This window comes from Serratia sp. TMDUHS_CL, from assembly GCF_037137105.1.
Classification (GTDB): Bacteria; Pseudomonadota; Gammaproteobacteria; order Enterobacterales; family Enterobacteriaceae; genus Serratia; species Serratia nevei.
Genome location: NZ_JBBBDV010000008.1, coordinates 62499 through 81007 on the forward strand (window position 1 = coordinate 62499; position 18509 = coordinate 81007).

An 18509-nucleotide genomic window follows, 5' to 3' on the forward strand; every position below is an offset into this window, starting at 1 on the left:
CAAAGGCGCCCTGATTTTAGGCGATGTTCAGATACTTGTGGGTCTGCATCGACAGCCGCCAGTTGCGCGCGATGCAGGTTTCGATGCACAGGCGGGTCGCCTCTTCTTTCTGGCTGATCGGCTGCAGCGCAATAATCCGTGCCTTGTCGTCCTGCAGCGTCGCCAGCAGCGCGTCCAGCGCCTCGATGTCGCGCTCGCGCGCCACCGGATGCTTCACCTCGTCGGCGCGCCGCAGCGCCTGATCCAACACCTTCATGCCGCCGCGCATATTCACCTTCGGCGAAACCGTCACCCAGGTTTTGGCGGAACAGCGAATGTCGTGGGTGCCGCTGGTCTCAATCTGGCAGCCGTAGCCATGCTGTTCGAACAGCTCGGTCAGCGGCGTCAGATCGTAGATGCAGGGTTCGCCGCCGGTGATCACCACATGGCGCGCGGTGTAACCTTGTTGGCGCATCACCGCCAGCAGCTGCTCGGCGCCGGCATTGCCCCAGGCGTCGCTTTCCTCTGTTTTGACCAGGATCCGTTGCAGGTCGACTTCCCGATTGGCTTCCTTTTCCCAGGTATGTTTGGTATCGCACCAACTGCACCCTACCGGGCAGCCCTGCAGGCGGATAAAAATGGCCGGCACGCCGGTGAAAAAGCCTTCGCCCTGCAAGGTTTGGAACATCTCATTGATCGGGTACTGCATCGGTTTCTCAATCTGGAAAAGTAAAAAGCGATTATCGCAGATTCCGGCCCGCCGACCAAACGGCCAAAATTGTATTAAATTTTATTCTCCGCGCCGCCGCTAGCATATCCCACCGCCAATGGCGCTCATTTAATTTGTGAGTCGTGCTTTGGCCTTTCATCCGCGGTGCAACCTGCTCCACAGAAAACAACACGCAGTTAACAAATAAGATAATTATATTTGACATAAAGCGCCGACGCGCAGATGTATATACAAGCAAACACAAGCCGAGCGCCAGTTTCGGCCACGTTCCATCCATCACGACTACATCTGCGTTTAGAGGGTGCCATGACTCATTCCACCAGCGAGTTGAACATTCAGCAGGCCATCGACGACAGCAAGTTTTCGCTGTTTCACTGGACCCTGATCATTCTCGGATTCCTGATCCTCGCCATCGACGGTTTCGATACCGCCGCCATGGGCTATATCGCCCCCTCGGTCGCCAAAGACTGGGGCATCGTCAAACAGGATCTGGGGCCGGTGCTGAGCGCCGCGCTGCTGGGGCTGTCGCTCGGCGCGCTGATCGCCGGGCCAATCTCCGACCGCATCGGCCGCAAGCGCGTGCTGGTGTTTTCCTGCCTGTTCTTCGGCCTGTCGAGCCTGGCCACCGCCTACGCCGGCTCGCTCAATAGCCTGACGCTGTGGCGTTTCCTCACCGGCCTCGGGCTGGGAGCGGCGATGCCCAACGCCATCACGCTGATCTCCGAATACGCGCCGCAGCGCTGCCGTTCGCTGGCGATCAATACCATGTACTGCGGCTTTCCGCTGGGCGCGGCCGGCGGCGCTGCCATTTCATCGTGGCTGATCCCGAGCTACGGCTGGCACAGCGTGCTGTTGCTCGGCGCCATTGCGCCGCTGGCGTTGACGGTCTTGCTGATCCTGCTGCTGCCGGAATCGGTCAAATATATGGTCAACCGCGGGCAGGATGCGGCGAAGATCAAGCGCATCGCGCAACGCTTCGTCAGCCAGAGCCTTGATGGTGTAACGCGTTTTTACCTGTACGAAGAGAAGCTGACGCAGGCCAAGACCAGCGTCGGCCTGCTGTTCAGCCGCCCTTATCTGCTCGGCACGCTGATGCTGTGGGTGACCTACTTCATGGGGCTGGTGATCTACTACGTGTTGCTGAGCTGGATGCCAATCCTGATGCAGGGGCTGGGCTATCAGCTGGAACAGTCGGCGATGCTCACCTCGCTGTTCACCTTCGGCGGCACGCTCGGCATCCTGGTAGCCGGCTGGCTGATGGATCGCTGGAATGCGCACAAGGTGGTCTCGAGCGGCTTTGTCGTCACCGCCCTGCTGATCGTGGCGATGGCGACCGAAGACAAGCAGATCGTATTGCTGGGCGCCTTCATCTTCCTGATGGGCGTCACCATGAACGGTGCGCAGTCCGGACTGCAAACGCTGGCGGCCACCTTCTACCCCACCCACAGCCGCGCCACCGGCATCGCCTGGATGCAGGGCATCGGCCGCTTCGGCGGCGTCGCCGGCACCATGATGGGCGCCCAACTGCTGGCGATGCAGTGGGAAGTGCAGAGCATCCTGATGTTCCTGTGCGTTCCGGCGCTGATCGCCGCCATCGCCACGGTGTGCAAGATGAGCCGCAAGCCGATGCTGCAACCGGCCGCCTGAGCCTGGCAAGCCCGCCCACGGCGGGCTTTCTTCCCGCGGTGATAGGGCTTGTTTATCCTCCGCCGCCAACTGTAATCAGTCTGTAAAAATATTGTGACTAGCCGCCCAAAAATGAGTCATTTTTAATTCATTTTTGCCGAACAGCTCACTTTTCTCCGGCTTTTCGTACATGAAGCCGGCGATGAAAAATCGCATATCAACCTGATATAAAAAGAAAATAACTTTTTCTTATGCCACTTTTCAGCGGCAACTGGTCAGTGTTGCACATGCTTGTACATACAAGTATATGTTAATAAGCCCTACGCATTGTTATGCCGTGGTACTCATCCCCACCGCGGCATGGAATCTGCACCGATACTGTTTGAGGAAACTGCTGTGACTACAAATAACAAAGTTCGCAATGTCGATGTACGCGCGCCACGCGGCACACAATTAAACGCAAAAAGCTGGCTGACCGAAGCGCCGTTACGCATGCTGATGAACAACCTCGATCCTGAAGTTGCGGAGAACCCACACGAGCTGGTGGTGTACGGCGGCATCGGCCGCGCCGCACGCGACTGGGATTGCTACGACAAGATCGTCGAAACACTGAAAACGCTGGAAGAAGACGAAACCCTGCTGGTGCAGTCCGGCAAGCCGGTCGGCGTCTTCAAAACCCACAGCAACGCCCCGCGCGTGCTGATCGCCAACTCCAACCTGGTGCCGCACTGGGCCACCTGGGAACACTTCAACGAACTGGACGCCAAAGGCCTGGCCATGTATGGCCAGATGACCGCCGGCAGCTGGATCTACATCGGCAGCCAGGGCATCGTTCAGGGCACCTATGAGACCTTCGTCGAAGCGGGCCGCCAGCATTACGACGGCAGCCTGCAGGGCCGCTGGGTACTGACCGCCGGCCTGGGCGGCATGGGCGGCGCGCAGCCGCTGGCCGCGACGCTGGCGGGCGCCTGCTCGCTGAACATCGAATGTCAGCAGAGCCGCATCGATTTCCGCCTGAAAACCCGCTACGTCGATGAGCAGGCCAACGATCTGGACGACGCGCTGGCCCGCATCAAAAAATACACCTCAGAAGGCAAAGCCATCTCCATCGCCCTGTGCGGCAACGCGGCGGAAATTCTGCCGGAGCTGGTTCGCCGCGGCGTGCGCCCGGACATGGTCACCGATCAGACCAGCGCCCACGATCCACTGAACGGCTACCTGCCGAAGGGTTGGAGCTGGGAAGAGTATCGCCAGCGCGCCCAGACCGAGCCGGCTAAAGTGGTCGCCGCCGCCAAACAGTCGATGGCCGATCACGTCAAAGCCATGCTGGCGTTCCAGCAGATGGGCGTGCCGACCTTCGACTACGGCAACAACATTCGCCAGATGGCGAAAGAAACCGGCGTCGACAACGCCTTCGACTTCCCGGGCTTCGTGCCGGCCTACATCCGTCCGCTGTTCTGCCGCGGTATCGGGCCGTTCCGCTGGGCGGCGCTGTCCGGCGATCCGCAGGACATCTACAAAACAGACGCCATGGTGAAAGAGCTGATCCCGGATGACGAACACCTGCACCGCTGGCTGGACATGGCGCGCGAGCGCATCAGCTTCCAGGGCCTGCCGGCGCGCATCTGCTGGGTTGGCCTTGGCCAGCGCGCCAAGCTGGGCCTGGCGTTCAACGAGATGGTGCGCCGCGGCGAACTGTCCGCCCCGATCGTCATCGGCCGCGACCACCTGGATTCCGGCTCCGTTTCCAGCCCGAACCGTGAAACCGAAGCGATGAAAGACGGTTCCGATGCGGTTTCCGACTGGCCGTTGCTGAACGCCCTGCTGAACACCGCCAGCGGCGCCACCTGGGTTTCCCTGCACCACGGCGGCGGCGTCGGTATGGGCTTCTCCCAACACTCCGGCATGGTGATCGTCTGCGACGGCACCGACGAGGCCGCCGAGCGCATCGCCCGCGTCCTGCACAATGACCCGGCTACCGGGGTCATGCGTCACGCCGACGCCGGTTACGATATCGCTATCGACTGCGCCCGTGAGCAAGGCCTGAACCTGCCGATGGTTGCCGCGACCCAAGGAGAAAAAGCATGAAAGCGCTGACTATTCGCCCTGGCAAACTGACGCTGGCCCAGCTACGCGACGTCTATCAACACCCGGTGACGCTGACGCTGGACGACAACGCCTACGCGCCAATCCAGCAGAGCGTGGCCTGCGTGGAACGCATCGTTGAAGAAAACCGCACCACTTACGGCATCAACACCGGATTTGGCCTGCTGGCTTCGACGCGCATCGCCCGCGACGATCTGGAAAACCTGCAGCGTTCGATCGTGCTGTCACACGCCGCCGGCGTGGGCGAGCCGACCGACGACAACCTGGTGCGCCTGATCATGGTGCTGAAGATCAACAGCCTGTCGCGCGGCTTCTCCGGCATTCGTCTGGAAGTCATTCAGGCGCTGATCGCACTGGTCAACGCCGAAGTTTATCCACATATCCCGCTGAAAGGCTCCGTCGGCGCCTCCGGCGACCTGGCGCCGCTGGCGCACATGAGCCTGGTGCTGCTGGGCGAAGGCCAGGCGCGCCATCAGGGCCAATGGCTGCCGGCGACCGAAGCGCTGGCCAAAGCCGGCCTGAAACCGCTGACGCTGGCGGCGAAAGAGGGCCTGGCGCTGCTGAACGGCACCCAGGTCTCCGCCGCCTTCGCGCTGCGCGGCCTGTTCGATGCCGAAGATCTGTTCGCCGCCGCGACCGTGGCGGGCAGCCTGACGGTGGAAGCGGCGCTGGGCTCTCGCAGCCCGTTCGATGCGCGTATCCACGAGGTGCGCGGCCAGCGCGGCCAGATCGACGCCGCCCTCGCCTATCGCCACCTGCTCGGTGCGCGCAGCGAAGTCTCCGACTCGCACCGCAACTGTGAAAAAGTGCAGGATCCTTACTCCCTGCGCTGCCAGCCACAGGTAATGGGCGCCTGCCTGACGCAGATCCGCCAGGCCGCCGAGGTGCTGGAAATCGAAGCCAACGCCGTCTCCGATAACCCGCTGGTGTTCGCCGAACAGGGCGACGTGCTGTCCGGCGGCAACTTCCACGCCGAACCGGTAGCGATGGCCGCCGATAACCTGGCGCTGGCGTTTGCCGAAATCGGTTCGCTGTCCGAACGCCGCATCTCGCTGATGATGGACAAGCACATGTCGCAGCTGCCACCGTTCCTGGTGGAGAACGGCGGCGTGAACTCCGGCTTCATGATCGCCCAGGTGACCGCCGCGGCGCTGGCCAGCGAAAACAAAGCGCTGGCGCACCCGTCGAGCGTCGACAGCATTCCGACCTCCGCCAACCAGGAAGACCACGTTTCCATGGCGCCGGCCGCCGGTCGCCGCCTGTGGAGCATGGCGGACAACGTGCGCGGCATTCTGGCGGTCGAATGGCTGGCCGCCTGCCAGGGCCTGGATTTCCGCAACGGCCTGAAGACCTCGGAAGGTCTGGAGCAGGCGCGCCGTCTGCTGCGCGAGCATGTCAGTTTCTACGACAAGGACCGTTTCTTCGCCCCCGACATTGAAGCCGCCAGCCAACTCTTGGCGGCCGGTCACCTGACATCGCTGCTGCCTGCGGCGCTGCTGCCTAGCCAGGCATAATCATCACACACTGAATCACGCAGTTTGTTCTGCCCCGCCGGGTGCGTTCCACCCGGCGCGGGCAGCGCGTGCCTGTTCGGCAAACACTTAACGGGAAGCAACATGCGTAACGAAACGACACAACTCAGACGCGGACTAAACGCGCGGCACATCCGTTTCATGGCTCTCGGCTCGGCGATCGGCACCGGCCTGTTCTACGGCTCCGCCGGCGCCATCCAGCTGGCCGGCCCGGCCGTGCTGCTGGCCTACCTGGTGGGCGGCGCGGCGGTGTTCATGGTAATGCGCGCGCTGGGTGAAATGGCGGTGCACCAACCGGTTTCCGGCTCGTTCGGCCACTACGCCAGCCACTATCTCGGCCCGCTGGCCGGGTTCCTCACCGGTTGGACCTACACCTTCGAAATGGTGATCGTCGCCTTGGCGGACGTCACCGCCTTCGGCATTTATATGGGGCTGTGGTTCCCGGAGGTCGCCCAGTGGGTCTGGGTGCTCAGCATCATTCTGTTTATCGGCGCGCTCAACCTGTGCAGCGTCAAGGTATTCGGCGAGCTGGAATTCTGGCTGTCGCTGGTCAAGGTCGCCGCCATCGTGGCGATGATCGTCGGCGGCGCGGCGGTGATGCTGTTCGGCTTCGGCCAAACTCAGCACGCCACCGGTATCAGTAACCTGTGGCAGCACGGCGGCTTTATGCCTAACGGCATCGGCGGCGTGGTCGCGTCATTGGCGGTGGTGATGTTCGCCTTCGGCGGCATCGAGATCATCGGCATTACCGCCAGCGAGGCGAAAGACCCCGCCAAAGTGCTGCCGAAAGCGATCAACGCCGTGCCGGTGCGCATCCTGCTGTTCTACGTGCTGACGCTGACGGTGCTGATGGCGATCTATCCGTGGAACAGCATCGGCCAAAACGGCAGCCCGTTCGTGGAGATCTTCAGCAACCTCGGCATCAGCTCCGCCGCCAACGTGCTGAACGTGGTGGTGATCACCGCCGCCATCTCGGCCATTAACAGCGACATCTTCGGCGCCGGCCGCATGATGTACGGCATGGCGCAGGACGGCCAGGCGCCGCGCAGCTTCACCAAACTGACCGCCAGCGGCGTGCCGTGGATGACGGTGCTGGTGATGTCGATCGCTCTGCTGCTGGCGGTGGTGCTCAACTACCTGATCCCGGAGAAGGTCTTCATGATCATCGCCTCGATCGCCACCTTCGCCACCGTCTGGGTGTGGCTGATGATCCTGCTGTCGCAGATCGTCATGCGCCGCACGCTGTCGCCGGAGGAAACCCGTCAGCTGAGCTTCCCGGTGCCGTGGTGGCCAGTGGCGCCGGCATTGGCGACCGCCTTTATGGCATTTGTCATCGGCCTGCTCGGCTACTTCGAAGAGAGCCGCATCGCGCTGTACGTCGGGCTGGTGTGGATCGCTTTACTCACCGTGGCTTACTGGCTGTGGGTGCGCAAGAAAGGCGGCGGCTCGCCGGTGAGCGCGGCAACGCAGCAGATGTAACGCTCACTTCTAATAAAACCCGCTGCGGCGGGTTTTTTATTGCGCCTGCGCCAACGCCTGCAGGATATCCGCCTGCAGATCGTCAAACGCCTCCAGCCCGGCCGACAGCCGCACCAGCCCCTCGCTGATGTGGTGCCGTTTCCGCTCTTCCTGCGTGTAGGCCGAGTGCGTCATGCTGGCCGGGTGCTGCGCCAGGCTTTCGCAATCGCCCAGGCTGACCGCGCGCAAGATGAGCTGCAGCGCGTTGAGGAAGCGAATGCCTGCACGCAGGCCGCCCCGCAGTTCAAACGCCAGCATGCCGCCGGGGCGCGCCATTTGCCGCTGCGCCAACGCATGCTGCGGGAAGTTCGCCAGGCCGGGGTAATATACCCGCTCGACCGCCGGATGCTCCGTCAACATCTCCGCCAGGCGCTGCGCGTTATCGCAATGACGGTCCATGCGCAGCGGCAAGGTTTTCACCCCGCGCAGCACCAACGCGGCATCCTGCGCCGACATTACCGCCCCGTTCATGTCCTTCAGCCCTTCCAGCCGAATAGCCTGCGCCAGTTCACGACGCGTCACCGCCAGCCCCGCCAGCAGGTCGCCGTGGCCGCCGAGATATTTAGTGGCCGAATGCACCACAATATCGGCGCCCAGCGTCAGCGGCCGCTGCAGATACGGCGTACAGTAGGTATTGTCCACCAACAACAGCGCCTGATGCCGGTGTGCGATCTCCGCCACCGCAGCGATATCGATCAAGCGCATGTTGGGGTTAGCCGGGGTTTCGCAATATACCAACCGGGTGCGCGGGCCTATCGCCGTGGCCAACCGCTCCGGCCGAGTCAGATCGACGTGGGTCACCTTGACGCCGAAACGCGCCAGACCGTGGTGGAAATAGCTGAAGGTGCAGCCATACACGGTTTCATCGACGATCAGCTCATCACCCGGACTGAGCAGCGTCCAGCAACACGCGGTGATCGCCCCCATGCCGGAAGCGAACGCCACCGCCGCTTCCCCCTCTTCCAGGTTGGCGATGCGCTGCTCGAGCAAGTTTAACGTCGGGTTGGCGATGCGCGAATAAACGTACCCCGACTCGGTGCCGGCAAAGCAGGCGCCGCCATATTCCGCCGTGGGAAAGGTAAAGGTAGAACTCATAAACACCGGCGGGCACAGCGCTCCCTGATGCTGCTGGGGATCGTAGCCGTAATGAATGGCGCGGGTGGCGAAAGCGTGGCCAGTTGTGATGGCGGACATAACGCAACTCCTTACCTGAGTGGGAAAGCTTAATTCGATGGCTCATCCTGGAGCGAGAGCGGCAACGCGCTGTCCCGCGTGCGCCCGCCGATGATTTGCAGAGTACGCAGCAGCAGCATGATGCCCAGTAAAGTATCCGGATGCTTCAGCAAGGCGTAAGCCGCTCGAAAATTGGCGGGCGGCGGGTTCAATTGCAGCTCGCTGTGCGCCATCTTCAACGCAGTCCCTCCCTCCCAACCGACCGTAACCAGCCCTTCAAACACGCCTGCCAGTTTTTCTACCAGCGCGTTGTCGGCAATATCCACCACGTCCGACAGCAACGACAGCAGATCGACCACGTTATCCAACCGGCCGCCCGCCAGCAGCGGCTGCAGTTTCTCGAGCAACGCCGCCAATGATTGCAGGTCAGCCGCATGCACCGTGCTTTCCGTCATATCAGCCCCCTTACCGTGGCCCAGTAAAGACCGCGGTTAAACCCATTGCGCAGCATGCCGCCCACCTTGGTGGCGGGCGTCGGCAGCACGTCGTGACGGTAGTCGTACACCAGCGGCATGCCGGCATTCAACCCCATTTGCGCGACCGCCTGCACCTTGCCGTCATAATGGCTCACGGTTTGACCCAGCCGCATTTCCGCCACGATGTTGTCGGCAATGACCGGCGCCTGATTATGGCAAGAACCGCCGGCCTTGCTGACCGGCAAATCCACGGTATCGCCTATGACATACACGCCCTGCTGGCCATAGACCTGCAGCGTTTGATGATCGGTCGGCAGCCAACCTTCACCGTTTTGACTCTCGCTCAACCCGGTATTGCGCACCGCCTCGACTGCGCGAATCGGCGGCGTCGCCATCAGAATGTCGAACGGCTGCTCTTCCCCCTCAGCGGAACAGGCGATGTTACGCTGGGCGTCTACCCGGCTGAGGGTAAACCCTCGCTGGTGGAGAATGTCGCGTGCGGCAAAAATGGCGGGCAGCGCTTCGCCGGTCGGACGCTGCAAAAACAGGCAATTGCGCAACAGCTGGGAAATGGTGGGGTAGGTGTACACAATCTCCACCGCTTTACGCACGCCGCGCCGCCGCAGGTAGTCGTCCAGCATCAGCGTGGTTTCGATCGGCGCGATGCCGCACTGGTGGGGCACGTTGGGCGTTTCGGGGAAAGAAACGGTGATAAAGATACGCCCTTTCTCGATGGTCGCCAGTTTATGCGCCAAGCGCCTGGCGGCCTGATACTGGTAAAAATGATCGCCCGCCTGCGCCAATCCCTCGATGCGCTCCGGCCACGGCACGCAGCCGGTGGCGAACACCAGAAAATCATAGGAATAAATTTTCCCGCTTTGCGTGGCCACACATCGCTGTTTTAAATCGAAAGATTCCACTTTATCGACAATAAATCGGATTTCCGGCCGCAATAAACTCTGCTGAGAACGAAGGAGCTCTTGCTTGAAAAAAGCATTGAACGCGACATACATAAACGCCGGCTTGTAATAATGCAGCGGCGAATCGGAAATCATTAACAACTCAACTTTATTATTCAAGATATCCTGGTGCAGTTTAGCGGCCAACAAATTGGCCAATATCGTGCCCCCGGTCCCACCGCCGACAATAACGATTCTCTGACGCATCAAGCCCTCACTCAACCGGTTAACAAGCCGGCAGAATTTAAACATTACGTGAGTGAAAAAGTTAAACGGCAGGACGGCGATAAATAACTCTGCCTCATTGGCAGTCTAGTAACGAATATTTATAAAGCAAACAAAAATGGAATATAAAAGGCTGTGTTTTATTTTTATCGTAGAATTTTCGCTTTAAATAACAGCTAAAATATAAATAGCTTATTATTTATAAAACAATGCTCCAACAGTTACCGATAAAAAAACCCGCCGCAGCGGGTTTTTATTTAACAACCGAATCGGTCGAACTTACTGGCCTTTAACTTCTTTCAGGCCGTTGAACGGCGCACGGTCACCCAGCGCTTCTTCGATACGGATCAGTTGGTTGTATTTGGCAACGCGGTCAGAACGGCTCATGGAACCGGTTTTGATCTGGCCAGCCGCAGTCCCTACCGCCAGGTCGGCGATGGTCGCGTCTTCGGTTTCACCGGAACGGTGAGAGATCACCGCGGTGTAGCCAGCGTCTTTCGCCATCTTGATAGCAGCCAGCGTTTCGGTCAGAGAACCGATCTGGTTGAACTTGATCAGGATGGAGTTAGCGATGCCTTTCTCGATGCCTTCTTTCAGGATCTTGGTGTTGGTCACGAACAGATCGTCGCCCACCAGCTGGATTTTGTCGCCCAGAACTTTGGTCTGGTAAGCGAAGCCCGCCCAGTCTGATTCATCCAGGCCGTCTTCGATAGACACGATTGGGTACTGTTTGGTCAGATCTTCCAGGAAGTGAGTGAACTCTTCGGAAGTGAAGGCTTTATTGCCTTCGCCGGCCAGCACGTATTTACCGTCTTTGTAGAATTCGGAAGCCGCACAGTCCATCGCCAGGGTCACGTCTTTGCCCAGCTCGTAGCCCGCCGCTTTTACCGCTTCAGCGATAACCGCCAGCGCTTCGGCGTTGGAACCCAGGTTTGGCGCATAGCCGCCTTCGTCGCCCACGGCGGTGTTCATGCCTTTGGCTTTCAGGACTTTCGCCAGGTGGTGGAACACTTCAGAACCGATGCGCACCGCTTCTTTCAGGGTTTTCGCGCCAACCGGCTGAATCATGAATTCCTGAATGTCGACGTTGTTGTCAGCGTGCTCGCCGCCGTTGATGATGTTCATCATCGGCAGTGGCATGGAGAATTTGCCTGGGGTGCCGTTCAGTTCAGCGATGTGCTCATACAGCGGCATGCCTTTAGAGGCTGCGGCCGCTTTCGCTGCTGCCAGGGAAACCGCCAGAATGGCGTTGGCGCCGAAGTTGGATTTGTTCTCGGTGCCGTCCAGATCGATCATGATCTTGTCGATGTTCGCCTGGTCTTTGGCATCTTTACCCAGTACTGCCTGAGCAATCGGACCGTTTACTGCAGCAACGGCTTTCAGTACGCCTTTACCCAGGAAACGAGACTTGTCACCGTCACGCAGTTCCAGCGCTTCGCGGGAACCGGTAGAAGCACCTGACGGCGCAGCAGCCAGGCCGACGAAACCGCCTTCCAGATGAACTTCGGCTTCAACAGTCGGGTTACCGCGGGAGTCGATGATTTCACGACCGATGACTTTAACGATTTTGGACATTAGGTTTTCCTCAGTACAAGTTAAACTAAAACTCCAGACAAACAGCGCGCGGTTCTCACCGCGCGCCGCCTACCAAATATTTTATTTCACCTGGCGCTTCTGATGCTCGCCTGCGGCTTTCACGAAGCCGGCGAACAGCGGATGCCCATCACGCGGCGTAGACGTAAATTCCGGGTGGAACTGACAGGCTACAAACCACGGGTGATTCGGCAGTTCAATGATCTCGACCAGCTTGTTGTCGGCGGAACGACCGGCGACACGCAGCCCTGCGGCTTCGATCTGCTTCAACAGCATGTTGTTAACTTCGTAACGGTGACGGTGACGCTCGACAATGGTCGGTTCGCCGTACAGCTGACGCACCAGGCTGTCGTCGCTCAGGTGGCACTGTTGGCCACCTACGCGCATCGTGCCGCCCAAATCGCTTTCTTCGCTGCGCACTTCGACGTTGCCGTCTTCGTCGCGCCATTCGGTGATCAACGCCACTACCGGGTACTTACAGTCTGGCATAAACTCGGTGGAGTTGGCGTTTTCCATGCCGGCCACGTTGCGAGCGAACTCCATCAACGCCACCTGCATGCCCAGGCAAATGCCCAGGTAAGGAATGTTGTTCTCGCGCGCATAGCGTGCGGTCATCACTTTGCCTTCCACGCCGCGGTAGCCGAAGCCGCCCGGGATCAGGATCGCATCCAGCCCTTTCAGCACTTCCACGCCGCGGGTTTCCACGTCCTGCGAGTCGATCAGCTTGATGTTCACGGTCAGACGGTTTTTCAGCCCGCCGTGCTTCAGCGCTTCGATCACCGACTTGTAGGCGTCCGGCAGCTCAACGTATTTGCCGACCATACCAATGGTCACTTCGCCGCCCGGATTGGCTTCTTCGTAGATCACCTGTTCCCATTCGGCCAGGTTAGCTTCCGGTGCGTTCAAGCTGAATCGTTTACAAATATAATCGTCCAGCCCCTGAGATTTCAATAGGCCTGGGATTTTATAAATAGAATCAACGTCTTTCAGAGAGATAACCGCTTTTTCCGGCACGTTGCAGAAAAGCGCGATTTTAGCGCGTTCGTTAGCAGGAACCGCGCGATCGGAACGGCAAATCAGCACATCAGGCTGAATACCGATGGAAAGCAGCTCTTTTACGGAATGCTGGGTCGGCTTGGTTTTCACTTCGCCCGCCGCCGCCATGTACGGCACCAGCGTCAGGTGCATGTACAGCGTGTGCTCGCGGCCCACTTCCACCGCCATCTGACGGATGGCTTCGAGGAACGGCAGCGATTCGATATCGCCGACGGTGCCGCCGATTTCCACCAGCACCACATCGTGGCCTTCGCCACCTTCGATGATGCGCTCTTTGATCGCGTTGGTGATGTGCGGAATGACCTGCACGGTCGCGCCCAGATAGTCGCCGCGGCGTTCTTTACGCAGCACGTCGGAGTAGATGCGGCCGGTGGTGAAGTTGTTGCGACGCGACATCTTGGTGCGGATGAAGCGCTCGTAGTGACCCAAATCCAGATCGGTTTCTGCGCCGTCTTCGGTGACGAAAACTTCCCCATGCTGAATCGGGCTCATGGTGCCCGGATCCACGTTGATGTACGGGTCCAGTTTCATGATGGTAACGTTGAGGCCACGGGCTTCAAGAATAGCCGCCAGAGAGGCTGCGGCAATGCCTTTACCCAGAGAGGATACGACCCCGCCGGTCACAAAAATATAATTAGTTGTCATGCTGAACCTGAGAGTTTAGGTTTAAAGACGATGGAAGAACCAGGACGGGAAAGTAGTATACCCGAACCTCTCCTGACCTACAAACGATCGTTTTGCTGTCCATCATCTCGGCCGCCCTCCCGTGTTCATCAGGGTTTACTCCGCCGGCGCGCCCAAAACCCTCCAGGAAATACAAAGAGTTAGCGGAGAAAATTTCTTTTTACCGCCCCTCAGGAGCGATAAAACGCCTTAGATTTCAGTTTGTTGGCCTTTCGCTGCCGACGGCAGCCCTGCGCCTCTAATCTGACCGAGAGCTTAACCGTTTCAGCTTGAGCGAACCTTGTCGGCGATCAACATTGTCGCGGCGATTCAACTTTCCTGACGTTTCACCTGCTGCCAGGCCTCTTCCATCTGCTCCAGCGTGGCGTCTTCAAGCCGCAGCCCGCTTTGCTGGACAATCTCTTCCACCTGGCGGAAGCGGCGCTCGAACTTGCGGTTCGCCGCCTGCAGCGCGTTCTCCGCCTTGTGGCCTAAATGGCGCGACAGGTTCACCGTGGCGAACAGCAGATCGCCGATCTCCTCTTCCAGCTTGCTCTCGTCGACCACCGCCTGGCGGGCTTCGTGCATCACTTCGTCGATCTCTTCGTACACTTTGTCCAGTACCGGCCCCAGGGTGTTCCAGTCGAAGCCGACCGAAGCGCAGCGTTTTTGGATCTTGTGCGCTTTCATCAACGCCGGCAGCGCCTGCGGAATGTCGTCCAGCACCGAGTGCAGCGCTTTTTCGGCGCGCTCACCGGCCTTCAGCTGCTCCCAGCGCGCCGCCACGGCTTCGCTGTCTCCGCCCTCGGCGTCGCCGAAGATGTGCGGATGTCGGCGCTCCAGCTTGTCGCTGATGGCGGTGCACACCTCATCAAAATCGAACAGCCCCTGCTCCTGCCCCATCTGGGCGTAGAACACCACCTGAAACAGCAAGTCGCCCAGCTCATCGCGCAGATCGGCGTAGTCCTGCCGTTCGATGGCGTCCAGCACTTCGTAAGTCTCTTCCAACGTATAAGGCGCAATGGTGGCGAAGGTTTGCTTGCGGTCCCACGAGCAGCCGAGCTGCGGGTCGCGCAGCGTTTTCATGATATTCAGCAGACGCTGCAGCGGAGTGGATTGGGTCATAAAAAATCTCTGAGAAAGAATGGGGGCGCAGGGGAGCGCCCGCAGAATTCATGGATTTCGGGCCGCATCCGCTATCGATACGGCCCGAAAGGCGATGTGGGCTTAGTTGCCGTGCAAACGCTTGGCGTCTATCACGTCCGGCAGTTGGTTCAGCTTCGCCAGCACCCGGCTCAGCACCTGCTGGTTGTAAATTTCGATATCCATGTCGATGGTGGCCAACTGCTTCTTGGTATCGCTGCGGCTGGCGACGCCCAGCACATTGACCTTTTCGTTGGCCAGAATGGTGGTAATGTCGCGCAACAGCCCGCTGCGATCGTTGGCCATCACGCGCACCACCAGCGAATAACCGCTGGAGTAGCTTTCGCCCCATACCGCATCGACGATGCGCTCCGGCGCGTGCGATTGCAAATCGACCAGCTGATCGCAGTCCGCACGGTGGATCGAAATACCGCGCCCCTGGGTGATAAAACCGACGATGTCGTCGCCTGGGATCGGCTGGCAGCAGCGGGCGATGTGGTGCATCAGGTTGCCCACGCCCTCCACCACCACGCGGCCGTTATCCTTGTTGCGGGTCGGCGGCGGCGCTTTCTGCTGCACCAGCTGGCGCAGCGCCTCACGATCCTGCTCTTCGGCGCTCGGCTTGTTGAACTTGCCCTGCAGGTAATTCACCATCTGGTTCAGGCGAATGTCCCCGCCGCCGATCGCCGCCAACACCTCGTCCAGCGAGTTCATGTTGTAGCGCGGGATCAACAGCTTCTCGGCCTCTTTCAGGCTGATGCCGAGATGCTCCAGTTCGTTGTCCAGCATCTGACGACCGGCGAGGATGTTCTTGTCGCGATCCTGCTTGCGGAACCAGTTATGGATCTTCGAGCGCCCGCGGCTGGTGGTGACATAGCCCAGGTTCGGGTTCAGCCAGTCGCGGCTCGGGTTCGGCTGCTTCTGGGTGATGATCTCAATCTGATCGCCCATCTTCAGCTGATAGGTAAACGGCACGATGCGGCCGCCGATCTTGGCGCCGATACAGCGGTGACCGACGTCGCTGTGAATGTGGTAAGCGAAATCGAGCGGCGTGGAGCCGGCCGGCAGATCCACCACGTCGCCTTTCGGCGTAAACACATAGACCCGATCGTCGAACACTTGGCTGCGCACTTCGTCGAGCATCTCGCCGGAGTCCGCCATCTCTTCCTGCCAGGCGATGAGCTTACGCAGCCAGGCGATGCGTTCTTCGTAGCCGGAGCGCACGGTCACGCCCGCGCCCTCTTTGTACTTCCAGTGCGCGGCCACGCCCAGCTCGGCGTCTTCATGCATTTGCCGGGTGCGGATCTGAATCTCGACGGTTTTGCCGCGCGGCCCCAGCACCACGGTGTGGATCGACTGGTAGCCGTTGGGTTTCGGGTTGGCGACGTAGTCGTCGAACTCGTCCGGCAGATGGCGGAAATGGGTATGCACGATGCCCAACGCCGCATAGCAATCCTGCAGGCGCTCCGCCACGATGCGCACCGCGCGCACGTCGAACAGTTCGTCGAACGCCAGGTGCTTTTTCTGCATCTTGCGCCAGATGCTGTAGATGTGTTTCGGCCGGCCGTAGATCTCCACCCGAATGCCTTCGCTGGCCATCTCGGTGCGCAGCCCGGCGACGAAATCGTCGATGAACTGTTCGCGATCGATGCGGCGCTCATGCAACAGCTTGGCGATGCGCTTGTATTCTTCCGGATGCAGGTAGCGGAAGCAGAAATCCTCCAGCTCCCACTTCAGCTGGCCGATGCCGAGCCGGTTGGCCAGCGGGGCGTAGATGTTGGAACATTCCTTCGCCGCCAGCACGCGTTCGTCTTCCGGCGCGTCTTTCACCTCGCGCAGATGGGCGATGCGCTCCGCCAGCTTGATGACCACGCAGCGGAAATCCTCCACCATCGCCAACAGCATGCGGCGCACGTTGTCGACCTGCTCGGAGGCCATCGAGTCGTTTTGGGTGGCTTTCAGTTGGCGAATGGCGTCCATGTCGCGCACGCCGTGCACCAGCGCGACGATGCCCTTGCCGAACGCTTCGGTCAGGGTCTCTTCCTGCACGATGCCGGCGTCCACCAGCGGGAACAGCAGCGCGGCGCGCATGCTGTCGTTGTCCATGCTCAGCGTCGAGAGGATTTCCACCATCTCCAGACCGCGCCACAGCAGCAGCGAGGCGTCGGGATGGTTCTGGGTCTGCTGCTCACAATAACGCCAGGTTGCGGCCAATCGCTCACATGACTGCGGGTTAGGTAGCCCCAAGCCAGCGATCCACTCATCGAGAGCGAATTCACCCGCCGTATTCAGATGTGCACTTCTTACCGCAACCATAACTTCTCCCTACTTTGCAGCGACCTCTGGCGCGCGCTCGTTGATAAACAGCGCCATTGATTCAAGATGCCCCGTGTGCGGAAACATATCCAACATCCGCACGCGCGCAAGACGATAACCGGCGCTCAACAGCACTTTGCTGTCGCGAGCCAGCGTGGTGGGGTTACAGGAAACATACACCACCCGCGCCGGCGCCAGTTTTACAATGTGTGACATCACCCCGGCCGCACCGGCACGGGCGGGATCCAGCATCACCTTATCAAACCCTTGTGCTGCCCAAGGTTGCCGCGCAACGTCGTCCTCCAGATTCTCGTGGAAGAACGATGCATTATTCAGCTTATTCTTATGTGCATTATATTGCCCATTCGCTACCAGCGTGGCAACACCTTCGATGCCCACCACCGCAGCGGCGCGGCGCGCCAACGGCAGGGTGAAGTTACCCATGCCGCAGAACAGGTCCAGCACCCGATCATTGGGTTGAATATCGAGCCATTCAAGGGCCTGCGCCACCATTTGTTGGTTTACAGCGTCATTGACCTGAATAAAGTCACGCGGGCTGAAGTCTAAGCGTAGCCCGTCAACCTGATAATACGGCGTGTCACCGCACAGTTTCTCCACGCGATCGCTGTCCGGCGCCAGATAGACGGCGACGTTTTCCCGCTCGCCAAACGCCAACAGCGCCTGCCGATCCGCCTCTTTCAGCGCGTCGAGATGGCGCAGCACCAGCAGCGGGCCGTTGTCCGCCAGCACCAGCTCCACATGCCCCAGCCGCCGTACCGCCTGCAGCCCGCTCAGGCAGGCGCGCACCGGCGCCAGCAGCTGTTCCAGCTCCGGCCGCAGCACCGGGCAGTGCTCCACCGCCACCAGCTCGTTGGAGGCCGCCTGTCGAAAACCCATCATCAGGCGCTGCAACTTCGGCTGCCATGCCAGGCTCAGGCGAGCGCGGCGGCGATAGCCGTATTCCGGGCCGGCGATCACCGGTTCCTGCTGCGGGGTCACCCCGGTTTCGCGGGCGATCATGCGCACCAGCGCCGCCGCCTTGCTCTGCTGCTGCAGCGCTTCATCCGCATGCTGCTGCTGGCAGCCGCCGCAGACGCCGAAATGCGGGCAGCGCGGCGTCACCCGCTGCGGGCTACGGCTCAGCAAGCGTTTGAGCTTGCCTTTGGCGAACTGGCGCTTGTCTTCGGTCAGCTGGATTTCCGCCTGCTCGCCAGGCAATACGCCCGGCACGAACACCGCTTTGCCGTCGTGGCGCGCCACGCCCTGGCCGAAAGGATCGAGATCGCTCACCGTCACGGTGAAGATTTGTGAGCTCTGCCGGGTCGTCACGCGGCGTTTGGGAGAGTAGAATTGCGCCATATTTGTCGATTGTGTGCTGGTTCATTAAGCTAGTGTCAGCTGTCAATTCTCCCAC

Annotated in this window: 13 protein-coding genes; 4 read left to right on the forward strand and 9 right to left on the reverse strand. The window is 60.2% G+C overall.

What is annotated here, in order from left to right:
- Positions 1-16 precede the first annotated feature (16 nt).
- A complete protein-coding gene (gene queE / locus WCL58_RS15730) occupies positions 17-688 on the reverse strand; it encodes a 7-carboxy-7-deazaguanine synthase QueE (RefSeq protein ID WP_047728915.1) in 672 nt (223 codons plus the stop codon).
- Positions 689-1015: 327 nt separating this feature from the next.
- Here queE and WCL58_RS15735 point away from each other — a divergent pair, with 327 nt between their 5' ends.
- The 4 genes from WCL58_RS15735 (at position 1016) to WCL58_RS15750 (ending at position 7452) form a co-directional block, all read left to right on the forward strand.
- Positions 1016-2356: an MFS transporter gene (locus WCL58_RS15735; RefSeq protein ID WP_336851360.1), complete on the forward strand. Its 1341-nt coding sequence runs from the start codon at positions 1016-1018 to the stop codon at positions 2354-2356.
- 375 nt (positions 2357-2731) lie between these two features.
- Positions 2732-4423, forward strand: a complete 1692-nt coding sequence (gene hutU, locus WCL58_RS15740) for a urocanate hydratase (RefSeq protein WP_041033306.1) — start codon at positions 2732-2734, stop codon at positions 4421-4423.
- Positions 4420-5955 (forward strand): histidine ammonia-lyase, encoded by a 1536-nt coding sequence (hutH, locus tag WCL58_RS15745; protein ID WP_019455102.1) that lies wholly within the window; start codon positions 4420-4422, stop codon positions 5953-5955. The genes hutU and hutH overlap by 4 nt, the downstream gene beginning before the upstream one ends.
- Positions 5956-6057: 102 nt before the next feature.
- Positions 6058-7452 (forward strand): amino acid permease, encoded by a 1395-nt coding sequence (locus WCL58_RS15750; RefSeq protein ID WP_087762922.1) that lies wholly within the window; start codon positions 6058-6060, stop codon positions 7450-7452.
- A 36-nt stretch (positions 7453-7488) separates the two neighbouring features.
- Here the strand turns inward: WCL58_RS15750 and WCL58_RS15755 are convergent, their stop codons facing one another.
- From WCL58_RS15755 to rlmD, 8 genes are all read right to left on the reverse strand, one after another.
- A complete protein-coding gene (locus WCL58_RS15755) occupies positions 7489-8685 on the reverse strand; it encodes a methionine gamma-lyase (protein ID WP_336851361.1) in 1197 nt (398 codons plus the stop codon).
- Positions 8686-8714: 29 nt separating this feature from the next.
- Entirely contained in the window at positions 8715-9119 is a 405-nt protein-coding gene (locus tag WCL58_RS15760) for a hypothetical protein (RefSeq protein WP_180548120.1), read from the reverse strand.
- The gene (locus WCL58_RS15765; RefSeq protein ID WP_102985443.1) at positions 9116-10306 is read right to left on the reverse strand and encodes an NAD(P)/FAD-dependent oxidoreductase; all 1191 of its coding nucleotides are present in this window, start codon (positions 10304-10306) and stop codon (positions 9116-9118) included. The genes WCL58_RS15760 and WCL58_RS15765 overlap by 4 nt, the downstream gene beginning before the upstream one ends.
- Before the next feature lie 297 nt (positions 10307-10603).
- Positions 10604-11899, reverse strand: a complete 1296-nt coding sequence (gene eno, locus WCL58_RS15770; protein ID WP_038873548.1) for a phosphopyruvate hydratase — start codon at positions 11897-11899, stop codon at positions 10604-10606.
- A gap of 81 nt (positions 11900-11980) precedes the next feature.
- Positions 11981-13618 (reverse strand): glutamine hydrolyzing CTP synthase, encoded by a 1638-nt coding sequence (gene pyrG / locus WCL58_RS15775; RefSeq protein ID WP_102985444.1) that lies wholly within the window; start codon positions 13616-13618, stop codon positions 11981-11983.
- 348 nt (positions 13619-13966) lie between these two features.
- Complete coding sequence (gene mazG, locus WCL58_RS15780; protein WP_336851362.1) at positions 13967-14761, reverse strand: nucleoside triphosphate pyrophosphohydrolase; 795 nt, start codon at positions 14759-14761, stop codon at positions 13967-13969.
- 102 nt (positions 14762-14863) lie between these two features.
- Positions 14864-17095: a GTP diphosphokinase gene (relA, locus tag WCL58_RS15785; protein ID WP_060422513.1), complete on the reverse strand. Its 2232-nt coding sequence runs from the start codon at positions 17093-17095 to the stop codon at positions 14864-14866.
- Positions 17096-17104: 9 nt separating this feature from the next.
- Positions 17105-18454, reverse strand: coding sequence for a 23S rRNA (uracil(1939)-C(5))-methyltransferase RlmD (gene rlmD / locus WCL58_RS15790; protein WP_060706237.1), 1350 nt, complete (start codon positions 18452-18454; stop codon positions 17105-17107).
- Positions 18455-18509 lie beyond the last annotated feature (55 nt).